This is a genomic window from Candidatus Protochlamydia amoebophila UWE25 (genome assembly GCF_000011565.2).
GTDB lineage: Bacteria > Chlamydiota > Chlamydiia > Chlamydiales > Parachlamydiaceae > Protochlamydia > Protochlamydia amoebophila.
In genome coordinates this window covers 835,985-854,220 of record NC_005861.2, presented here as the reverse complement: position 1 = coordinate 854,220, position 18,236 = coordinate 835,985, and the positions used below count along the sequence as shown (strand labels likewise).

At 33.0% G+C, this 18,236-nt stretch carries 15 protein-coding genes; 10 read left to right on the top strand and 5 right to left on the bottom strand.

The features are described from left to right. Positions 1–233 precede the first annotated feature (233 nt). The 4 genes from PC_RS11065 to truA all read left to right on the top strand — a co-directional run bounded on the left by PC_RS11065 (position 234) and on the right by truA (position 2,541). Positions 234–392 carry a hypothetical protein gene (locus PC_RS11065; protein WP_181679040.1) on the top strand — a complete coding sequence of 53 codons (159 nt, stop codon included), beginning with the start codon at positions 234–236 and terminating at the stop codon, positions 390–392. Between the two features lie 160 nt (positions 393–552). After that, on the top strand, positions 553–1,149 hold the full coding sequence (locus tag PC_RS03280; RefSeq protein WP_011175234.1) for a MarC family protein: 597 nt from the start codon (positions 553–555) through the stop codon (positions 1,147–1,149). A gap of 31 nt (positions 1,150–1,180) precedes the next feature. After that, a complete protein-coding gene (locus tag PC_RS03275) occupies positions 1,181–1,780 on the top strand; it encodes a MarC family protein (protein ID WP_011175233.1) in 600 nt (199 codons plus the stop codon). Between the two features lie 14 nt (positions 1,781–1,794). Then, a complete protein-coding gene (gene truA, locus PC_RS03270; protein ID WP_044045385.1) occupies positions 1,795–2,541 on the top strand; it encodes a tRNA pseudouridine(38-40) synthase TruA in 747 nt (248 codons plus the stop codon). A gap of 40 nt (positions 2,542–2,581) precedes the next feature. Here truA and PC_RS03265 read toward each other — a convergent pair whose 3' ends face one another. Then, positions 2,582–3,748, bottom strand: a complete 1,167-nt coding sequence (locus PC_RS03265) for a DUF368 domain-containing protein (protein WP_044044852.1) — start codon at positions 3,746–3,748, stop codon at positions 2,582–2,584. Continuing rightward, complete coding sequence (locus PC_RS03260) at positions 3,748–4,191, bottom strand: helix-turn-helix domain-containing protein (protein ID WP_226988475.1); 444 nt, start codon at positions 4,189–4,191, stop codon at positions 3,748–3,750. The genes PC_RS03265 and PC_RS03260 overlap by 1 nt, the downstream gene beginning before the upstream one ends. Before the next feature lie 235 nt (positions 4,192–4,426). On the opposite strand from PC_RS03260, the gene rnhC reads away from it, so the two are divergent. From rnhC to recN, 3 genes are all read left to right on the top strand, one after another. After that, on the top strand, positions 4,427–5,332 hold the full coding sequence (gene rnhC, locus PC_RS03255; protein WP_011175229.1) for a ribonuclease HIII: 906 nt from the start codon (positions 4,427–4,429) through the stop codon (positions 5,330–5,332). A 94-nt stretch (positions 5,333–5,426) separates the two neighbouring features. Further along, positions 5,427–5,867 (top strand): hypothetical protein, encoded by a 441-nt coding sequence (locus PC_RS03250; RefSeq protein ID WP_011175228.1) that lies wholly within the window; start codon positions 5,427–5,429, stop codon positions 5,865–5,867. 5 nt (positions 5,868–5,872) lie between these two features. Further along, a complete protein-coding gene (gene recN, locus PC_RS03245; RefSeq protein WP_011175227.1) occupies positions 5,873–7,498 on the top strand; it encodes a DNA repair protein RecN in 1,626 nt (541 codons plus the stop codon). 13 nt (positions 7,499–7,511) lie between these two features. Here recN and PC_RS03240 read toward each other — a convergent pair whose 3' ends face one another. Then, entirely contained in the window at positions 7,512–9,413 is a 1,902-nt protein-coding gene (locus PC_RS03240; RefSeq protein ID WP_044044850.1) for a ubiquitin carboxyl-terminal hydrolase family protein, read from the bottom strand. A 382-nt stretch (positions 9,414–9,795) separates the two neighbouring features. On the opposite strand from PC_RS03240, the gene PC_RS03235 reads away from it, so the two are divergent. Continuing rightward, complete coding sequence (locus PC_RS03235) at positions 9,796–10,758, top strand: DUF6268 family outer membrane beta-barrel protein (protein ID WP_011175225.1); 963 nt, start codon at positions 9,796–9,798, stop codon at positions 10,756–10,758. A 318-nt stretch (positions 10,759–11,076) separates the two neighbouring features. Beyond that, the gene (locus PC_RS03230) at positions 11,077–14,541 is read left to right on the top strand and encodes a leucine-rich repeat domain-containing protein (RefSeq protein ID WP_011175224.1); all 3,465 of its coding nucleotides are present in this window, start codon (positions 11,077–11,079) and stop codon (positions 14,539–14,541) included. Between the two features lie 58 nt (positions 14,542–14,599). Here the strand turns inward: PC_RS03230 and PC_RS03225 are convergent, their stop codons facing one another. Both PC_RS03225 and PC_RS03220 read right to left on the bottom strand, forming a co-directional pair. Further along, positions 14,600–15,496 (bottom strand): TIGR01777 family oxidoreductase, encoded by an 897-nt coding sequence (locus PC_RS03225; protein ID WP_044044849.1) that lies wholly within the window; start codon positions 15,494–15,496, stop codon positions 14,600–14,602. A gap of 81 nt (positions 15,497–15,577) precedes the next feature. Next, positions 15,578–16,993: a cryptochrome/photolyase family protein gene (locus PC_RS03220; RefSeq protein WP_011175222.1), complete on the bottom strand. Its 1,416-nt coding sequence runs from the start codon at positions 16,991–16,993 to the stop codon at positions 15,578–15,580. A 928-nt stretch (positions 16,994–17,921) separates the two neighbouring features. Here PC_RS03220 and gatC point away from each other — a divergent pair. Next, positions 17,922–18,221, top strand: coding sequence for an Asp-tRNA(Asn)/Glu-tRNA(Gln) amidotransferase subunit GatC (gene gatC / locus PC_RS03215; RefSeq protein WP_011175221.1), 300 nt, complete (start codon positions 17,922–17,924; stop codon positions 18,219–18,221). The last annotated feature ends 15 nt before the right edge of the window (positions 18,222–18,236 follow it).

Below are 18,236 nucleotides of genomic sequence, written 5' to 3'. Positions count from 1 at the left end.
TTATAAAAGGCAAAATATATTCAATATTTTTTATAAATCGATAATAATTAATTAAATAATAAACAATTAAATATTAGACATAAAATTCTTACCAACTATCAATCGCAACAAATAATTAACATACATTATAAATGATAGCATAACAAATAAAATGAAGCATAAATGCGAAATAGATTGCTATTTTTTAAATTTATTTCTATAAAAAATATTTATTTAAACAAAAGGAGTAATCTATGTTATTTAATCGCACGTTCAATATTGGTTTCTTTTTACTTGCTATTTATCTGATTTTAGTTGGATTAGTCTCGATCGTTGGAGGATTAGTTTTGCCTCCTTTATTAATGGGAATTTTAGCTCTTTTGTCAGGAATTTTCATTCTGATGAGACGTTAAACTCAAATCTAAGCTTATACATAAAATATTTATTCATTATTTAAATACTGAGTGTATAAGCTCTCACTCACATCCTTTCGCTCTGGGTAATAATCCTTGCTCTAAAACCTCACCAATGTTATGTTATTTTTCCAATATGATTCTCAGGTGAAGGTTAATCGTGTCTGTTATTCAACTTGCGATGATTTTTTTTATTGTCACTAATCCTATCGGCAACTGCCCTACCATTATTACCCTTATTAAAGACTATTCAATTAAGCAACAGCAAAAGATCTTATTTCGTGAATCGATATTTTCGATGATTTTAGCGATTCTTTTTCTATTTTTAGGCGAGATATTCCTTACAAGTTTTCAAATTCAAAACTATGCTTTGACAATTAGCGGAGGCATTCTTCTTTTCATTGTCGCCCTTAAAATGATTTTTTCTGATCGTTTGAAAACGAAAACGGATACACCCAAACAAGCCCCATTTATTGTTCCTATCGCCACCCCTCTTTTATCAGGTGCTGGACTCCTTACAATGATCATGCTTTATTCCAAAGAAGAAGCTAACGACTTAAAAATGTTATGTGCCATTTTGCTAGCATGGGTTGGAATTACTACCGTCTTAGTCACAGCCCCTTATTTACAAATATTTCTCGGTAAACGTGGTCTAGCAGCCTTAGAACAATTAACGGGGATGTTACTTGCCATGATCGCCATTCAAATGATCGTTCAAGGATCTGGTTTGTTTTTAACTCTTCTATTCGCTGTTTAAACTTTGAGAAGCCCTTTCCAGGAGTATGAGAATGAATATCTTTAACATTGCACTTGTTCTTTTTTTTATCATGGACCCTATTGGGAATATTTCTTCTTATCAAACCATGGTCAAAGAGCTCGATCGTAGACATCAATCTAAAATTATTTTTAGAGAAATGCTCATAGCTCTTGTCGCAATGATTTTTTTTAATTATATAGGAGAGTTTATTTTTGATTTTCTCGATTTATCAGAAACAACCGTGCGTCTTTCTTCAGGGATTATTTTATTTCTGATTGCTATCAAGATTCTTTTTACTGCAAATGATAGCCCACGAGCCAACCTTCCTCAAGGGGAGCCATTCATTTTTCCTTTAGCCATTCCACTGATTGCTGGGCCTGGTTTAATGGCAACCATTATGTTATATGCTCATCTTGAACCTTACCAATCCATTATGCTAGCATCAATCTTGATCGCTTGGACTTTGTCTGTAATCATCCTGTATTTTTCAAAGAAAATCAAATCTTTCTTAGGGGAAAGTGGATTGATGGCCAGTGAGAGAATGATTGGAATGGTGCTCGTTTTGATTGCAGTTCAAAGATTTTTAGAAGGCATTTTACTTTTTTGGACTACACAACCCAATCCGACTTGAGTCTCTCTAAAAGTATGCAAAATATTAAATTGAAGATTGCTTATGATGGACAGGCGTATTTTGGCTGGCAAAAAACTCCTGCCGGCCCAAGCGTTGAAAAAACGCTTCAAAACAGTTTGGAACAAATACTGCAACATACAATTTCTTTGCAGGCAGCAAGCCGTACAGACAAAGGTGTACATGCACGAGGGCAAATAGTCAATTTTTTAACAACAAAGTCTATTACAGATCTACAAAAATTTATTCTCAGTTTAAATAGTTTGCTTCCTACAGATTTACGTATCTTATCGGCAGAAAAAATGCCTTCGACTTTTCATCCCACTTTAAATTGTGTCGCCAAGGAATATTGTTATTATATTTGTTATGATTTTGTTCAACTTCCTGAATACCGTCCCTATTCTTGGCATTGCCCTTTCCCTCTTATGTTAGGAAAAATGACACAAGCTATTTCTGTACTTATTGGCGAACATGACTTTTCTGCTTTTTGTAATTTTAAAAAAAATGTTAACTATACAGATTATATTCGACGTGTCCAAGCAATTCACCTGGAAGTCCTGAATCATAAACGTCTTTGCATTCGTATTAAAGGCAATCATTTTTTATACAAAATGGTGCGAAATATTGTGGGTACTTTAATTTATATAGGAAAGGGAAAGCTAATGGTAGAAGATATCCCTTCAATCCTTCAGTCTCAAGATCGAAAAATGGCTGGTGTGACAGCCCCCGCACACGGACTTTTTCTTCAAACAGTCCTTTATTAAAATTTTAGGTTTATTTGCTTGTGTCTCGTTTTTTTGCCATTTAAGCTTTAGTCGAAAAAGTGGAAAGGTATTCTACAAAAAGAACGACTCCAAATCCTATGGCTATACAAACAATAGACTTTATCAAAATAAATGAAGACAAGGAAGGGAAATAAGGAGTTTCTAAAAACAGTTGAGGCCCTTTATGAAGCTTTAAAGGAGCTAATAGATACTTATAAGTCCAAAAAGGCCAAACCGAGCGCAAGGCTCCAATCATGAAACCTGAAAGAACAGCGATACTGATATCTGGATAATTTTTTAAAAGTGCGCTTGCTATTCTTGCAAAACAAAACCCTCCTATCACAATCCCAAGCAAAAGATTGAAAAGCACCAAAACAGCTTCTTGATCTATATGTAAATATTTCAAACCCGTCACTAAATCTGCTAATGAGGCGATAATCAATGGATACACTCCCAGAAGCACTAACAAATAACTTCCCGACACTCCCGGTAAAAGCAAAGCACATACAGCAATCGCTCCACAGATAATTAACCAACCATCAAAAAAACCAACATGATGAACTTTAGCAAATTGCCGGCTTTCTCCGAGAACTTGACCTTGCCTATCAAAAACAAGAGAAGTAGGAGTAATGTTTTTTTTCGCTGTTAGTACACTTAAATCCGAAGCTGATAAATTTTTAAGCAGTTTTCCATCGTAATTAACAAGTTCAACGGGAAAACTTCCTAAATCTACTCTGACAGCATATTTTCCTTCTCTGCTATTTGAAAGAGTGAAATCTGTTAAAAAGTAAGCTATGCTCAAGCCAATAATCAGAGCGATCACTTTGAGCCAAGACCATTTTTTGACCTGGCGAATACAAAAAACAAAAGAAGCTAAAATCAATCCAAGAAAAAGAGAATAAAGATAAATACGGTAAGTTTCATTTGAAAGAATCCAATGCAGAAAACCGGAAAAGAATATTATTGAGCAAGCAATCCCTGAGACAAGTGTCAATAAAAATTTCCACTGTGTTTTTTTCAGAAATTGACTCCATTGAAAAGTAAATAAAAGTTTTAAAGTATCGGTATTAAAACTTTTTAAGCTTTCTAAAAGAGCTTGATAAAATCCCATAATAAAAGCAATCGTGCCACCGGAAATTCCTGGAATCAAATCTGCCATTCCCATGCATAATCCGCAAAAAAAGAGATAAACTCCCTTAAAAGGCATCAAAGAACTCCCAAGATCTTAGCTACATACCACGCAGCAAATAAAACACCCATAAAAGCCAAAACCCACATGACATTAGGAACCCATTTAACACTCGCACCAGGGTTACTTCTGACCTCTAAAGTCCCAATTCCATAAGCAAATTCCTGTGCTTCTGGTCTATTAAAAATATAGGGTTTTTCCCTGATAATAGATTCCCCATCAATTCCTAAAAAAGAAGCATATTGTTTAAAAAAACCTTGGGCATATACGGGCGAAATTAATTTTTCCATCTCCCCTTCTTCTAAAGCTTGTAAATAGACCATTCTGATTGAAGTTGCATTCTCAGCTTCTTTTAAAGAAATCTTTAATTGTTTTCGTTTTTGCCTTAATTGCTCTCCAATTTCTTTGATCTCTTTTTGGAGAACTGGGTCTAATTCCAAGCTATTTTTTTTACGTTCCACTCTTTTCTCCTCATTTGGGCTAAACTCAAGCATAAACTTATACATGATTTTACATTAGACTTCCTGCTAAATCCATTAAAATTAAAAAATGGATGAGTTCAAATGGGATTTAGATAGCAAGTAGAATTTAAATGTGATAAAGTTTTTTGCAGTTAATATTTAATTTCGTCTGCGCTTTGCAAATGCGTATTCGCAGCTAGTGAAATTCCTTTTTTAGATGATTAATTTACACCTCATGAGCAGTTTGCCTCCTTTCGTTACAACACTTGACTTAAAATTAGCAGAAAAATTGCTGAAAGATCTCCAACAACAAGGTTTTTCCATCACTATACCTGCCTATACTCGCTTTTCTGCCAGTAAAAAAGGATTAACATGTACTCTTTATACATCAGGGAAGTTAGTCGTCCAGGGCAAAGAGCAAGCTCATTTTATTGAGTTTTATCTTGAACCAGAAATTTTAGAGTCCTTTGGATTTAGCCATCCCACAACTAAAATAGATTTAACCCCACATATTGGAATTGATGAATCTGGAAAAGGAGATTTTTTTGGCCCTTTGTGTATTGCAGGTGTCTACATCCAGGCTAATCAATTTTCTAAATTACAAGCTTTGGGAGTCAAAGATTCCAAGACATTAAGTGATAAAACAATTAGACAATTAGCTTCTCAGATTAAAAATCTTTGCCTTTATCACATCGTCAAAATTAATCCGGCAAAATATAATGAAATTTATCAAGATTTCAAAAATTTAAATCATTTGTTGGCCTGGGGGCATGCCACGACTATTGAACAATTGATCCTTCAATCCGGCTGTCAAACAGTGATTGTTGACCAGTTTGCCGATGAAAAAGTAGTTTTATTGGCTTTAAAGCGAAAAAAATTAGATGTGAACCTCACTCAAAGGCATCGAGCAGAAGATGATTTAGCCGTCGCTGCCGCATCCATTTTAGCTAGACAAGCCTTTATTGATGGACTTGAACAACTAAGTAAAGAAATCCAAATTCCACTTCCTAAAGGAAGCTCTTCTGCCACACAAAAGGCTGGAAAAGAAGTATTAAGAAAATGGGGTGAAGAAAGATTAAGAAGCATCTGTAAGCAACATTTTAAAACTCTTGACGCAATTTTAGGTAAAGTCGGAAAATAGTGGCAAGAATTAGACCTTCTAACAAAATAAGTTGAAAAGTTAACATCTCGTTAGCCTTTCACTAACCAAATAATGATTAAATTGCAGGTCGTGCATGACAAATAAAACCTTAGTTTATTTAACTTTTCTTGTTTTAATTGGAATGGCTATTTTATTTGCTTTAAACATGACCTCATTATTAAGTGGTCAACCCGATAATCAAACATATTTAAAATACAATCAAGTGAGAGGCATAGCTGTTTCTCACAATAAAAAGCTTTACACACTTAATTTTAAACAACAAAATGATTTAATTGAGATATTGAACCGTGCAGTTCGGGTTGTTGGAGTTAAGCCTGGTAAAAGACAACGACCTAACATCGATCAAATCATTATTTATCAGTTCAAAGACCAGCCAGATATTGTGATCACTCCTATTGCTTATGTTGATAATAATCTTGTTTTTTCTGCACCCAGCTGGAATAAAGATACTTACTTAATGGAAATTAGTGATGGCCGATTAATGCAATTAATTTCTCAAACTTTTGATCCTTAAAATTCATGCTAAAACAACTCCGTATTCAAAATATCATTTTAGTCGAAAATGCCGATATTTCATTTAGCTCCGGCTTGAACATTCTAACAGGTGAAACAGGATCTGGTAAATCCGCTATTATGCATGGATTAAGTTTGGCAATTGGTGAAAGAGTCGATACCTCATTGATTCGCAAAGGATGCGATAAAGGTATTGTTGAAGCCATATTCGACATTGACCGTCTAGATTTGAACAACCTTCTTGAGGAAGGAGGGATTGATCACGAATCTCACCAAGATCTCATTATTAGACGAGAAATCGCGATTACGGGTAAGAATCGTATCTTTATTAATAATCAATCAGCTCAAGCCTCATTTTTGCGAAAATTAGGATCACAAATTGTTCAAATTGTCGGTCAACGAGCCAATCAAAATCTATTCAATCTTGATTATCATCGAGAGGTGTTAGATATCTATGGAGGTTTAAGTCCTTTTTTACAGCGTTATAAAGAAAGTTATGTTTATGAAAATGAATTAAAAAAACGTTTAGACTTGTTGATTCAGCAAGATGCTCATCGAATGCGTGAAATAGATATTTGTAAAAGTGAATGGGAAGAGCTAGAAGAAGCTCAATTAAAATCTGGCGAAGACGAGGAACTGTTTACTGAATATGCGATACTATTTAATAGTGAAGAATTATCTGAAAAAACCCGAGAAATTAACCAAGCTTTAACAGGAGAAAAAGTTTCTATTTTAGCGATTTTAAATCGCCAAAAACAAAATTTAGAATCTCTTAGTCATTTTGATCCTATTTTAAAAGAAGTTGAACAATCTCTTCAAAGTGTTTTTTTAGAGCTTCAAGAAATTTCCCACACTTTGCGTCATTATCAAAACAAACTTAATCATAATCCAGAACGCCTACAAATTGTCAATGAGCGCTTAAGTCTTCTAAATCGCTTAAAGCGTAAATATGGAGGAACAATTGATGAAGTAATTCATTATCAACAAGAAATTAAACAAAAACTTTACCGATTAGAAAATACCGATATCGAAATAGAAGAACTTAAAATTGAATTACAACAAGTTCAGACAGATACGAATAATTTAGCTAGAACCTTGTCCGAAAAAAGGGTGCTACTAGCTCGTCAGCTTCAAACTGCTCTTAGCACTCAATTACATTCTTTAAATATGCCCAAAGCAGAATTCAAAGTCATAATTGAACCTCAGAAAAGGACATTGATCGGAGATGATAAGATTGAATTTTTTCTTCAACCAAACGTGGGAGAACATCAAATTGCTTTAAAAGATGGGGCGAGTGGGGGAGAAATTTCTCGGGTATTATTAGCATTACAAACAATTTTAGCTGGAAAAGAAAAAATTCTAACTTTGATCTTCGATGAAGTTGATGCGAATATTGGAGGTGAAACAGCTTCCATTGTAGGTGACAAATTAAAAGAAATTGGAAAGCAACATCAAGTCATTTGTATTACACATTTCCCTCAAGTGGCAAGTCTAGCCGACCATCACTTGCAAATTTCCAAAGTAGAAAAAGATGGTCGAACTCTCACTCAAGTCCAGAAACTCGACAAAATTTCTTGTCAACAAGAATTAGCGCGTATGGCAGGTCAAAAGTCTCTTGCTTTCTCACAATAACTCATTAATCACCCTAAGTTTCAATCAATTGTAAATCATTAGGAATGCGCTTTAATACTACTATGTATGCATTTCTATTTTGACAGAATTCTTCTCGAGAGATTCTTTCAATTGTTGACGCAGTATCATTGCAAACCCAATATTCATCACCTTGTTTTACGTAAGAAATATAATGCCCACAATTTAAGCCTCCTTGATGAACAACATAACTAGCTATTTCATAGCGCGCACTTGAATGATCATTTGGTGACGGATCAAGATAAAGAGATAAATCAATTTCTAAATTTTCAGGAAAATCAACAGGATCTGTTATTTTTACTCGTTGTTCAAAATTGCCTGCAAATCTTTTTAGTTGAATAGGTAAGACATCAGGAAGTGATTTCAAACGCATCCAGGTTTGATATCTCTCAGGTCGAATAGGAGCCATTTCATCCTCGACTTGTGTTAAAGCTTGCTCGTTGACAATTATTCCTTCTGATGGAATAAAAGCTCGTCTATCTTCTACATCCGCATGTACACATTCTTCTTTTTCAAATGAACAACGAATTAATTCTTCCAAACTTGATATATTTGTAACAAAAGGAATTTGGAGGATAGAAAGGGTTTCTTCACGACTTATAAATTGTCTCCCAGGCAAATCGACTGTCTCGGCAAATTTTTGAAAAGAATATGTATATTCTAAAATTTCAGTCATCAATACCTCAAATACACTAGAGGCATCTAATTGTCTTTTTAGATTTTCCATTTCTAATTCTGGATGCAATTGAGATTTAAATAATAAATTACGCAATTTAAAAACAGATGAGCTTGGTTCACTAAAACGAGTAGCCAAAAAATAATCTACATAACTAATTTGATTTTCCGAAACTGGTTGATAGCTATTTAGTAGCAAGCTCAATTCATTTTTTAATATTTTTCTTCTTTCTAAACTTGATTTTTTATTTATCAATTCGAATTGTTTGTTATTTAAATCTTGCTCATTCAATTGCCCATTTGCTATTTCAAATTCTAGCTTAGCTATTGTTTCTTCTAAATAATCTTTTTGCAATCTATCTTTTACAATTGGCAAAGCAATCAGGGCCTGCAAAGAGCTATCTAGGTAACAACTGTTTCCTATATTTTTAAAATGAGGGGGTTTTTGTATACTTGAAACTTGATAACCAAGCTTTTCAAATAATAACCAAATGCAATCTTGATACTCAGGAGGTATCATTGAAGTGTAAGGAATAATGGCTTCTTCAATTTTTTTTGAGTCTTCATAAAGCTCTTTCATAATTTCAGGAGGGATGATGGAACCAGCTGGTAATAAAAGATTAAAAATTTCAGAAAACGCTTTAAGAATAGCTGGAGCTTCATAATCTAAATAAGTTGCTAATTGGTTATTTAAGTCGTCATATTTTTCTTTTAAAGCCTTAATATCATAATGAATAGGAAGAGGAGGCTGTCTTCTGCTAGTGATATCACTATAATTTTTTAATTGCTCATAGATACCTGTAAATTCCTTATATAAATTGTAGAATGCATTTAAATCTCTTCTCAGAAGATTTTTTTGTTTGAATTGACAAGATAAAAGGAAAAATTGACTATCAAATTTAGCTCTCTTTAAATCAAAAGAGTTTAAAAGTTTTGTGAAAGAGTCGCTACGGACGTCAACTGAGGGAGAAAAAGCTAATCCAAAAAACGCTTCTCGCAAAACATAAATTTTTCGATCACAAATTTCTTTAATCAAATAATGGCTATTCCAAATAAATTCCCTTTGCCGAATTGAACGGTCCCAAAGTGAATAAATTAATTTCGTAAGGGTAGTAACAATATAAGGAGAATCATTTTTTCTAGAAACTTCTGGGATATGCGTGTCAGAAAATTGTGGTGGATTTGTTTTATCAGGGTATTCGATTCTTTGTAAAATTCCCATTTCATCTCTCAATAATTAAAAGATTTATAAAATTTTAAACAAATTATCTTAGCATATAAATTAAAATTGATCAACAATATTATCAATATTTATAATTTTATAATTACTAATTTAAATTTGTTTTTTCTTACTCATAACTCCAAATATAGTTTAGTTTTAACTAATCAAAATTTAATGAAAAAATATTTTTAATTTGACGAAATTCAAAAAAATCGCTACAAGAGAACCAAATTTTATTTATGATAAGTTGACTGAAATTAGGCTAAAACTAACAGTTATTGTTTTTTCAATAATGGTTAGTCGAAAATTAAATTTTGAGATGCTTGCCTCTAGAAAAAATAAAAACTTGTTAGATATTTGTAAATTTGGGTAGGACAAGAACGTGAAAAAATTTTGGCTTTATGCATGTTTAACATTAAACTGCACTTTTTCTCTTTTAGCAACCGATATCGCTTTAGATTTTAGTGATTATGGAACAGAATCTCTAGTTAGAGATTCCAATAGTGAAACCTTTTATCAACAAACAGGAGAGCAAAAATCATATCCTTATAACTTTAACGTTTATTTTGATAGCATTAGCGATGCCAAAATCGATCGAGGATATTACAAAGGTGATAAGGTTCGTTACAAGGCTGTAGAAGCAGAACTAGGAATGGTTTTCTATAATCGTCCTACCTATTCGGAAGCCGCTAATGTGGCAATCAGCTATACAGAGACATATTTACACTGGTCAGAAAATCCATGGTTTGACCAAGATCGTTTTCACACACTTTCTTTTAGCGTGGGCGGAGTGACTAAAAGGCTTAGAAATTGGTTTTGGAGAAGTCAATTAGACATCAACTACGATACAACAGGAAGCTCTGTAAACTCTCAATATTTATATTATGATCTTCTCTTATGGGGCCGTTATGAATATAGCCAAAATTTTGGATTTCATATCGGTTTTATTGGCCAGACCGGCATGGGTCTAGATAAAGTTTACCCCATTTTGGGAGCTGATTGGCAAATGTCTAGAAACTGGAAATTGAATTTAGTATTTCCTGTTAATGTATCTTTAGAATACAACTTAAACAATCAGTGGTCTTTAGCGATTGCAGGTCGAAATTTTGATATTAGACACAGAGTAAAAAAAGATGAAAGTTACGGGAAATCATTAATTCGTTACCAAAATATAGGAGCAGAATTGGCAGTAAAATACAATACTGATTTTTTAACTGCGAATCTCCATGCTGGAACAACACTCGGCGGTAAGTACCGAATTTCTAATCATAATAACCATCATCCTCATCATTACAATTTACGCCCAAGTGGTTATTTTGGCGGCGAAGTAGACATTAAATTCTAAAGAAAAAAACTTTGTCATTCAAACTTGAATGACAAAGTTTTATAGACCTAATTTCCTCTAAAAATTTATTTCCATAAATAAAAATCAAGTTAACTTTATGTTGACCTTCTAATAATCTATTAAAAATTGCGCTCCTTCTATCTACAAAAAATTTTTATCCTAAGAACAAATTTTAGCTTTCTTCAAATTATTTTCATTCTATTATTATTAAATTCTATTATAAATAAAAACCTATATTCCTTTATAAAATATTAATAAGTTTATGTTTCAATAAACCTTTTATTCATTTTAATATGAATTTTACTATAGAAGGTCTTTATGAGTATCTCACTGCAAAATATCCATCAACAATTTAATGAAGCCCTTAAATCTAATCTCTATATTGGTATAAAAGAGAATAAAATCACTAAGACAAACAAAAAAGAAATTCCTCTTTCGCAAATTTACGCGATAGCTTCTGCTCAAATTTGTATTCATGCAACAAATCTGGAAAATATTAATCATTTACAATTACTCCTTTGCGACGGAGAAAAACTTTATGCCAGATATTGCAGTCACACAAATACTTGGAAACGGTGGTTTCTAAAAAAATTGGAGCATTATTCCCCTGCCATTTTTAAATTTATTTTTCCTTGCTTATTTGCAAATGGAATTGAAGCCGCTGAAAAACAAACTCAACAAGCGCATGAAAAATATCATAGCGAATTAAATAACCGCATTTCTATTTTGAAAACTTTACCTCATCCCCCTCCAGCTCCGTCACAAATTCTTCTACCTTCAAGCCGTCTCACAGGTTCTCCAACACAGGTTACACCATCTAGTCCAAATCCCATTTCGCCTAATTCCTCTTCAAAGCTTCTTCAAACTTCTACTCCTTTTCACACGAAAACTTCAACAAATAACGAGCTGGAAACTGAACATTTACCCCAAGAAACAACTAGAATACCTAGCTCAGAAATTAATGAATTAAGTAAAAAAACAAAAAAATTAGCCCACGATGCAAAAGTTAAGGGTGAAAAGTGCCTCGACGTGGACCAATCACAAAAATCTATTGAACGGATTAAAACATATTTATCGAAATTAAGTTTAGAAACTAAAGAGTCTTTGGAATCTTTAAAGGGTGCGAATCATAGTCAGTTTATGCAGTCATTAAAAAAGATTTGTAAAGATTTTGTCCGTTTGACATTTTTTAAAGAATTGAAACCCTACAAAAATTCTTTTATAACTGAAACAGGCATCAGCCTTGAAGTTTTTGAATTAATTCTAAAACTTAAAACACTGTTTTTTCAAGGTTCAACGATTGATTTAACAGGAACAGTTCTAGCAGACGATTGGAAAGCTTCAAACGAGTTTTTAAAATTTGGTTTACAAAAACTTGGTAACATTCAGAATTATGTCTTTACAGATACATCTGATCGCAAAATTCCTGAGCGACAAGTCTTTCAAAAACCACAACACATTAAATTTGATAATAAGCAACTAAACTATTTTAAACAATTTTTAGAGTCTCATGCTGACTATACGCCTCTTTCCTTAGAAATTCGATGCGAGTTTGAATGCTTTACTTTTGACACATTTAAAGATTTACTTATGCTAAAAGAAAGAATTCCTTCTATTTCTTTAACAGATTTAGAAATTTTAGATTTTAACAAAATGAATTTATCAGAAGAACAGGAAAAATATGTAATTGAAAATCTTTCCCAATTTTCACTCCCTCATCTTAAATCGTTAACTTTAAAATTGCATAAAAAAGCCTCTATTGAAGCAAAGTATTTTTCTCAATTGCTCCAGCTGTGCCCGACGTTAGATGTCATGCGGCAATGCTTATTTGCTTCTCAACAACCTAAAGACATTGATATCCCTTGTACTATTCTTTCTCAATCTTACGTGGATTTAACAGGCTATCCTCTCGAGCTTGTACACCATCTACTTCCTCAATTCATTTATTTAGAACAATTAACACTGGACCAGAACGATTTTACTACTTTAGACTTAGAAAAAATTTATAGAGAAGGATTGTTAAATTCTCTTCATACATTTGTCCTTCACAATGGAAAGCTTTCAACAGACGCGCTTTTTTTCTTAACTAAGCTCAATTCTTTAAAAATTTTAAGCCTTCCTCCTCTTTCACTAGGAAGTTATTCGCTTAGTCAACTGCCAACATTTACAGATCCACAAGCAATTATCCGTTTCTATGCAAACCAACCTCTGACAAGACCTTACGCAATGGCTCTTTATACAGGACTTCCTTTGGCAGCCACTACTTTTCAAATTGTGCTTGCTCAAGGAGGAGAATCGCACGTATTTGCTCCTAATCACTTAATTTTAGATCCTGAAAGTGTTGTTTTATGGCTTCATGACAACCATTATACGCATCTACAACCACAAGCCAGTGTTCAATCAATCATTGCGGACAATGTCGGAGAATTAAACGATTCAAACCTTGTAAGTTTTGTTGAAAAGTTTCCTAATGTAAAAGAATTAAGTTTGCGTAACTGTCCAAGTTTGACCGGTACGGGAATTCGGGCATTAATAACAGAATGCCCTCAAATAGAAAAAATAGACTTGTGTGGATGCTTAGGAATCAATATCCAATTTTTGGAAAATAGTCACTACCTTATTGCAAACTCTCAGTTAATTATAGATATTTCGGATACAGGGATTTCTGCTGATGATGTTTGGATATACACACAATTTTTAAGTAAAAATCTTATTTTTGAGAAACTTTCATTAAAAATTAGGGACGAAGATTTAAAAAATAAAACACTTGAACAAATTTTAAATGAGAACCAACCCTTGCATCATCTCAATCGCATTGATTTAGAAGGTTGCACTACTTTAACAGATAAAGATTTAAGTCAACTGCTTGCCCGCTTAAATGTAGATCAAAAACAATTGGATGAATATCATTGTTTGGTTGATAATCCTCAACGATTAAATATTTCCATTCTCAATCTAAAAGGATGTACACAAATTACAGAAAAAGCTTTCGATGATGAAATCCTTGCCGGTAAAATCAAACCGAAAATTTTAAATTCTTTAAATCAAATCGTTGTTGGCAAAACAAAACTAGAAAATTGTTCTTTATTGAGAACTATTTATCCAAAAGTGATTTTTCAAACAGAATTTACTTCTATCACAATCCAGGTTGATCCAAGTCAGCCTAATATTAATACTGAAAATTTTACCCTATTATTTCAAACTGATGACCAAGCAGAGGGTATTTCTTTCCAAACCTCTAAAAATTTATTAACAACTCAATCTAGTTACTTTAGAAAAGTTTTACATGGTGAGAATGAGGGAACAACCTTAATTCATCAATGCGCAACAGTAGAAGCAGTAACTGTTTTAATTGATTTATTCAAATGTCGTTCTTTTAAAGAAGATCTGGATTGGAAGGTTGCCGGACAAGTTGCTGAATTGGTACGTCCAGAATGTTTAGATTTTCCAGCTATTTATTTTCATAAATTAATTAATCATATTCATTCGCAATTTAGTTTAGATAATGCAACTGACATGTTTTTCTTAGCTGAAAAATTAAATGATGAAAAAGGCAAAAAATTGTTTGAGGAAAAATTAATTGCCATTGCAAAACAATGTGAGGAAACTAAACTCAGCATTTTAAGCCAATTAGCGCAGACGTATAGTTTACAAAAACTAGAAAAATTTCTTAATCAGCAGGCTCTTAGCTTAATAGAATCAGTAAACATGTCAACAGACCAAGAAGAATTAGAAAGACTTAGCTTAGATTTAGCTATACAACTATCAAGGGTAGAAATATAGGCGAACACTCTTCAATACCAAATTATCCAGTATTTTATGTTTTGGTATTGATCGTTCACTAGAAAGCTAGTATGGACTGTAAAGCTTCTTTTAAGTTAGGGTGATCAAAACGAAAACCCTTGTCTTCTAAGATTTCTGGAATCACTCTTCGACTTTTCAACAATACCTCTTCAGCCATTTCTCCTACTATCCATTTTAAAACAAATGTGGGAATTTTAAAAAAAGTAGGTCGATGTAATACGGTTCCAAGTATTTTTGTAAATTCTCGATTTGTTACTGGATTAGGGCTGACAGCATTAATCGCTCCTTGCAACTCCTTTTGTCTAATCACGTAATAAATAATCCCAATCAAATCGTCTATTGAAATCCAACTCATATATTGTTTTCCTGATCCCAACTCTCCACCTAAACCCAATTTAAAAGGAGTTAGCATACTTTTTAAAGCGCCTCCTTGAGTACTTAAAACGATTCCAGTTCTTAAGAAAACCGTTCGAATTCCTGCCTCCGTCGCAGATTGAGTAGCCGCTTCCCACTGCTGACAAACGTCTGCTAAAAATCCCTGCCCCTTAGGGCTATGCTCTGTCAGAATCTGATCTGAGTGATCTCCGTAATAACCAATGGCAGAAGAGCTAATTAAAACTTCTGGGGGAGATTTTAAGCGGATTAGATTTTGGCAAAGAAGTTTTGTTCCCTTAACACGACTTTCTAAGATTTGCTTTTTTTTCTTTTCTGTCCAAATGGAAGCAATATTTTCGCCCGCTAAATGAATGACAGCCTCTACTCCTTCCAATAACTCGGGATTGATAATTCCTTTTTCAAGATCCCAAGCTATTTCACCTGATTTTAAACCAGTTTTTTTTCTGACAAGTTTGGCAATCTGATGTTGGCCCAATTTTAAAAAAGGAATCAAAGCTGATCCTATAAGGCCAGACGAACCTGTGACTAATATTTTCATTTTAATCTTTTTCCAGTCAAAGCTAAGTTTATTTTCCGATTTTTAATAAATCTTTCTCAAAAGACTATTAAAAGATCTTAATTATAAGCGAGAGTAAGCCTGTAAAGCTTCTTCTCTAGCTTTCGCATGATTGACTATAGGTTTGGGATAGTTTATTCCTAATTCAATCCCTGATTGTCTCAATATTTCTTCAGGAGCTTCCCAAGGTTGATGTAGCCACTCCTTGGGAAGATTAATTAATTCTGGAACCCATTTCTTGACATAATTTCCTTCGGGATCAAATTTCTCACCTTGCGTAATAGGATTGAAAATACGAAAATAAGGCGCTGCATCTGCACCACAACCTGCAATCCATTGCCATCCCATTGTATTATTCGCTAAATCAGCGTCAACTAATGTATCCCAAAACCATTTAGCTCCTTCAATCCAATGAATCATCAAATCTTTAACTAAAAAAGAACCGACAATCAATCGGACACGATTATGCATCCAACCTATTTTCCAAAGTTGCCTCATCCCAGCATCAATAATAGGATACCCTGTCTGACCTTTTTGCCAAGCTTTCAAATTTTGCTTATCATTTTTCCAAGAAAAGGAATTAAACTGCGATCTTAATGGCTTTTGCGGTGTTTCTGGAAAATGATAAAGTAAGTGATGGGCAAATTCTCTCCAGCCAATTTGTCTTAAATATCCCTCTGCTCCTTTCGAAGTTGAATTTTCTTTGACAGCCTGCCAAATCATGCGCGGAGAAATCTCTCCAAAATGCAAATAAGGAGAAAGTAAGGATGTTCCATCATGATCTGGTAAATCGCGAATGTCCAAGTATTGATCTATAACTCCTGTTAATCCTTTTTTTAATAAAGCTTTAGCACTTTTAGCACCGGGAGACCAAACTTCTTTAAGTCCTTTATCCCATTTAATTTTAGGTAATAGATTTAAAGAATCAATGGACTCTGTTTGAAGTTGACCTACAAATTTTTTTAACGAATGTGGAACGGGCAAAGGAACTTCTGGATCATTTAATTTTAAACACTGATTCCAAAATGGAGTGAATACTTGAAAAGGTTTTCCTTGTTTATTCGCAATGGTCCAAGGTTCAAACAATAAATTCCCATTAAAACTATGCGCTTTTATCCCCTGCTTTTGCAATTCTGTTTTTATTTTAGCGTCATCTTGTATTAACATAGGCTCATAACGACGATTCCAATAAACTGTATCAGCTCCGGTCTCGTGAGCAATTTCTAAAAGACTTTTTAAAGGATCTTCTTTTCGAATAATTAAAGAGAGACCTAATTCACTTAAATCATTTTTTAAACTTATTAAAGAATAATAAAGCCACCATTGACTGGCACCTCCTAATTGCCATTCTTTTTCTGGGTTAAAAACCCAATTAAATACAGGAATGACCGGCCCACCTTTCTGAGTGGCAGCATTTAAAGCAGGATTATCTTCTAAACGAAAATCTTGTCGAAACCAAACAATGGAGGGATTTGTCATAAACTACCTAAAAAACATTTTTATTACTTTTGGGTATATCCGATAAAAAAAGAAAATCTACAATTTATATAGAAATTACTTGTCAAAATATCTTAATCAAATTTGTGTCAATTAAAGCATAAACTCAAAACAGTAAAAAAACAAAACTTATAATTTATTTTTTAACGATAAATAAATTTATATAAATTTAAAAATATTAAATTTTAATCAATAAAACAATCACATTTAATATTTTAATAAAAAAATAAATAAAAAGGGCGTAAATTTATATCAAATCACTGATTCTTTTCATCCGTATTTAACATTCAACGGATCAAATTAATCAGCAGAATTCAAATTAATTATATACCCAATATGAATTTATTTAACTCAATTCACATAAATTTTGTTTGACGATAGCCTGGATTTATCTATGACAAATTTAATTCTTAACCAGTTTTAGGGCAAAGCCTCATATGGCAAGCATATGACTCGGAAGATTCCGCTCGAGGTTTTTCTAAACATAATCTACAGTTAAACTCTTAATTTAAGTAAAATTATAAAAACCAATTCCAAAAACTTTACAATCCAAGTTCCAAAGCAAAGTTTTTCCATCTTAGAAATGATTTACGACAAATCCATTCAATAAAAAATGAAAGCATTGAATCTCAATCCCACAAATGTTACTGCACTTCAAATATTGATCAAAAAATTTGAAAAATTACAATTACCAGTACTAATCGAAGAAAAATTTAGTTTAATAAAAACTTTTCACAATGCGATTGGCTTGCTTTAAAAATTGTTTTTCATCCTTCTTTTTTTTCTAAAATTTTTAGGTTTGATATTTACTTTTTAAGTAGATTTCATCTTGGACTCTCTCTCTCTTGCATAATTTATATTACCTCATTAAAATGATCGGCATTCTTATTATTACGTTTCAGAGGGACACATGGCAGAATTAGATAAGGAAACCATCCATACTTTAACACGTCTTTGCAGAATTGATTGCACAGAAGCTGAGCAAGAGGCTATTTTAAAAGATTTAAAAAATATCTTAAACTATATTGAACAGCTTCAAGAAATTGATACAGAGCACGTTTTACCTTGTAATCATGTATTAGAAGAAATGTGTAATGTGATGCGAGACGATGAAATTGGGCCTGTTTTAGCAAGAGATGTCTTCTTAGCAAACTCACCATCGCATATCGGAGGAATGATTCGCGTTCCACCTGTGATTAAACAAGCATAACGTTCTACGAGGATT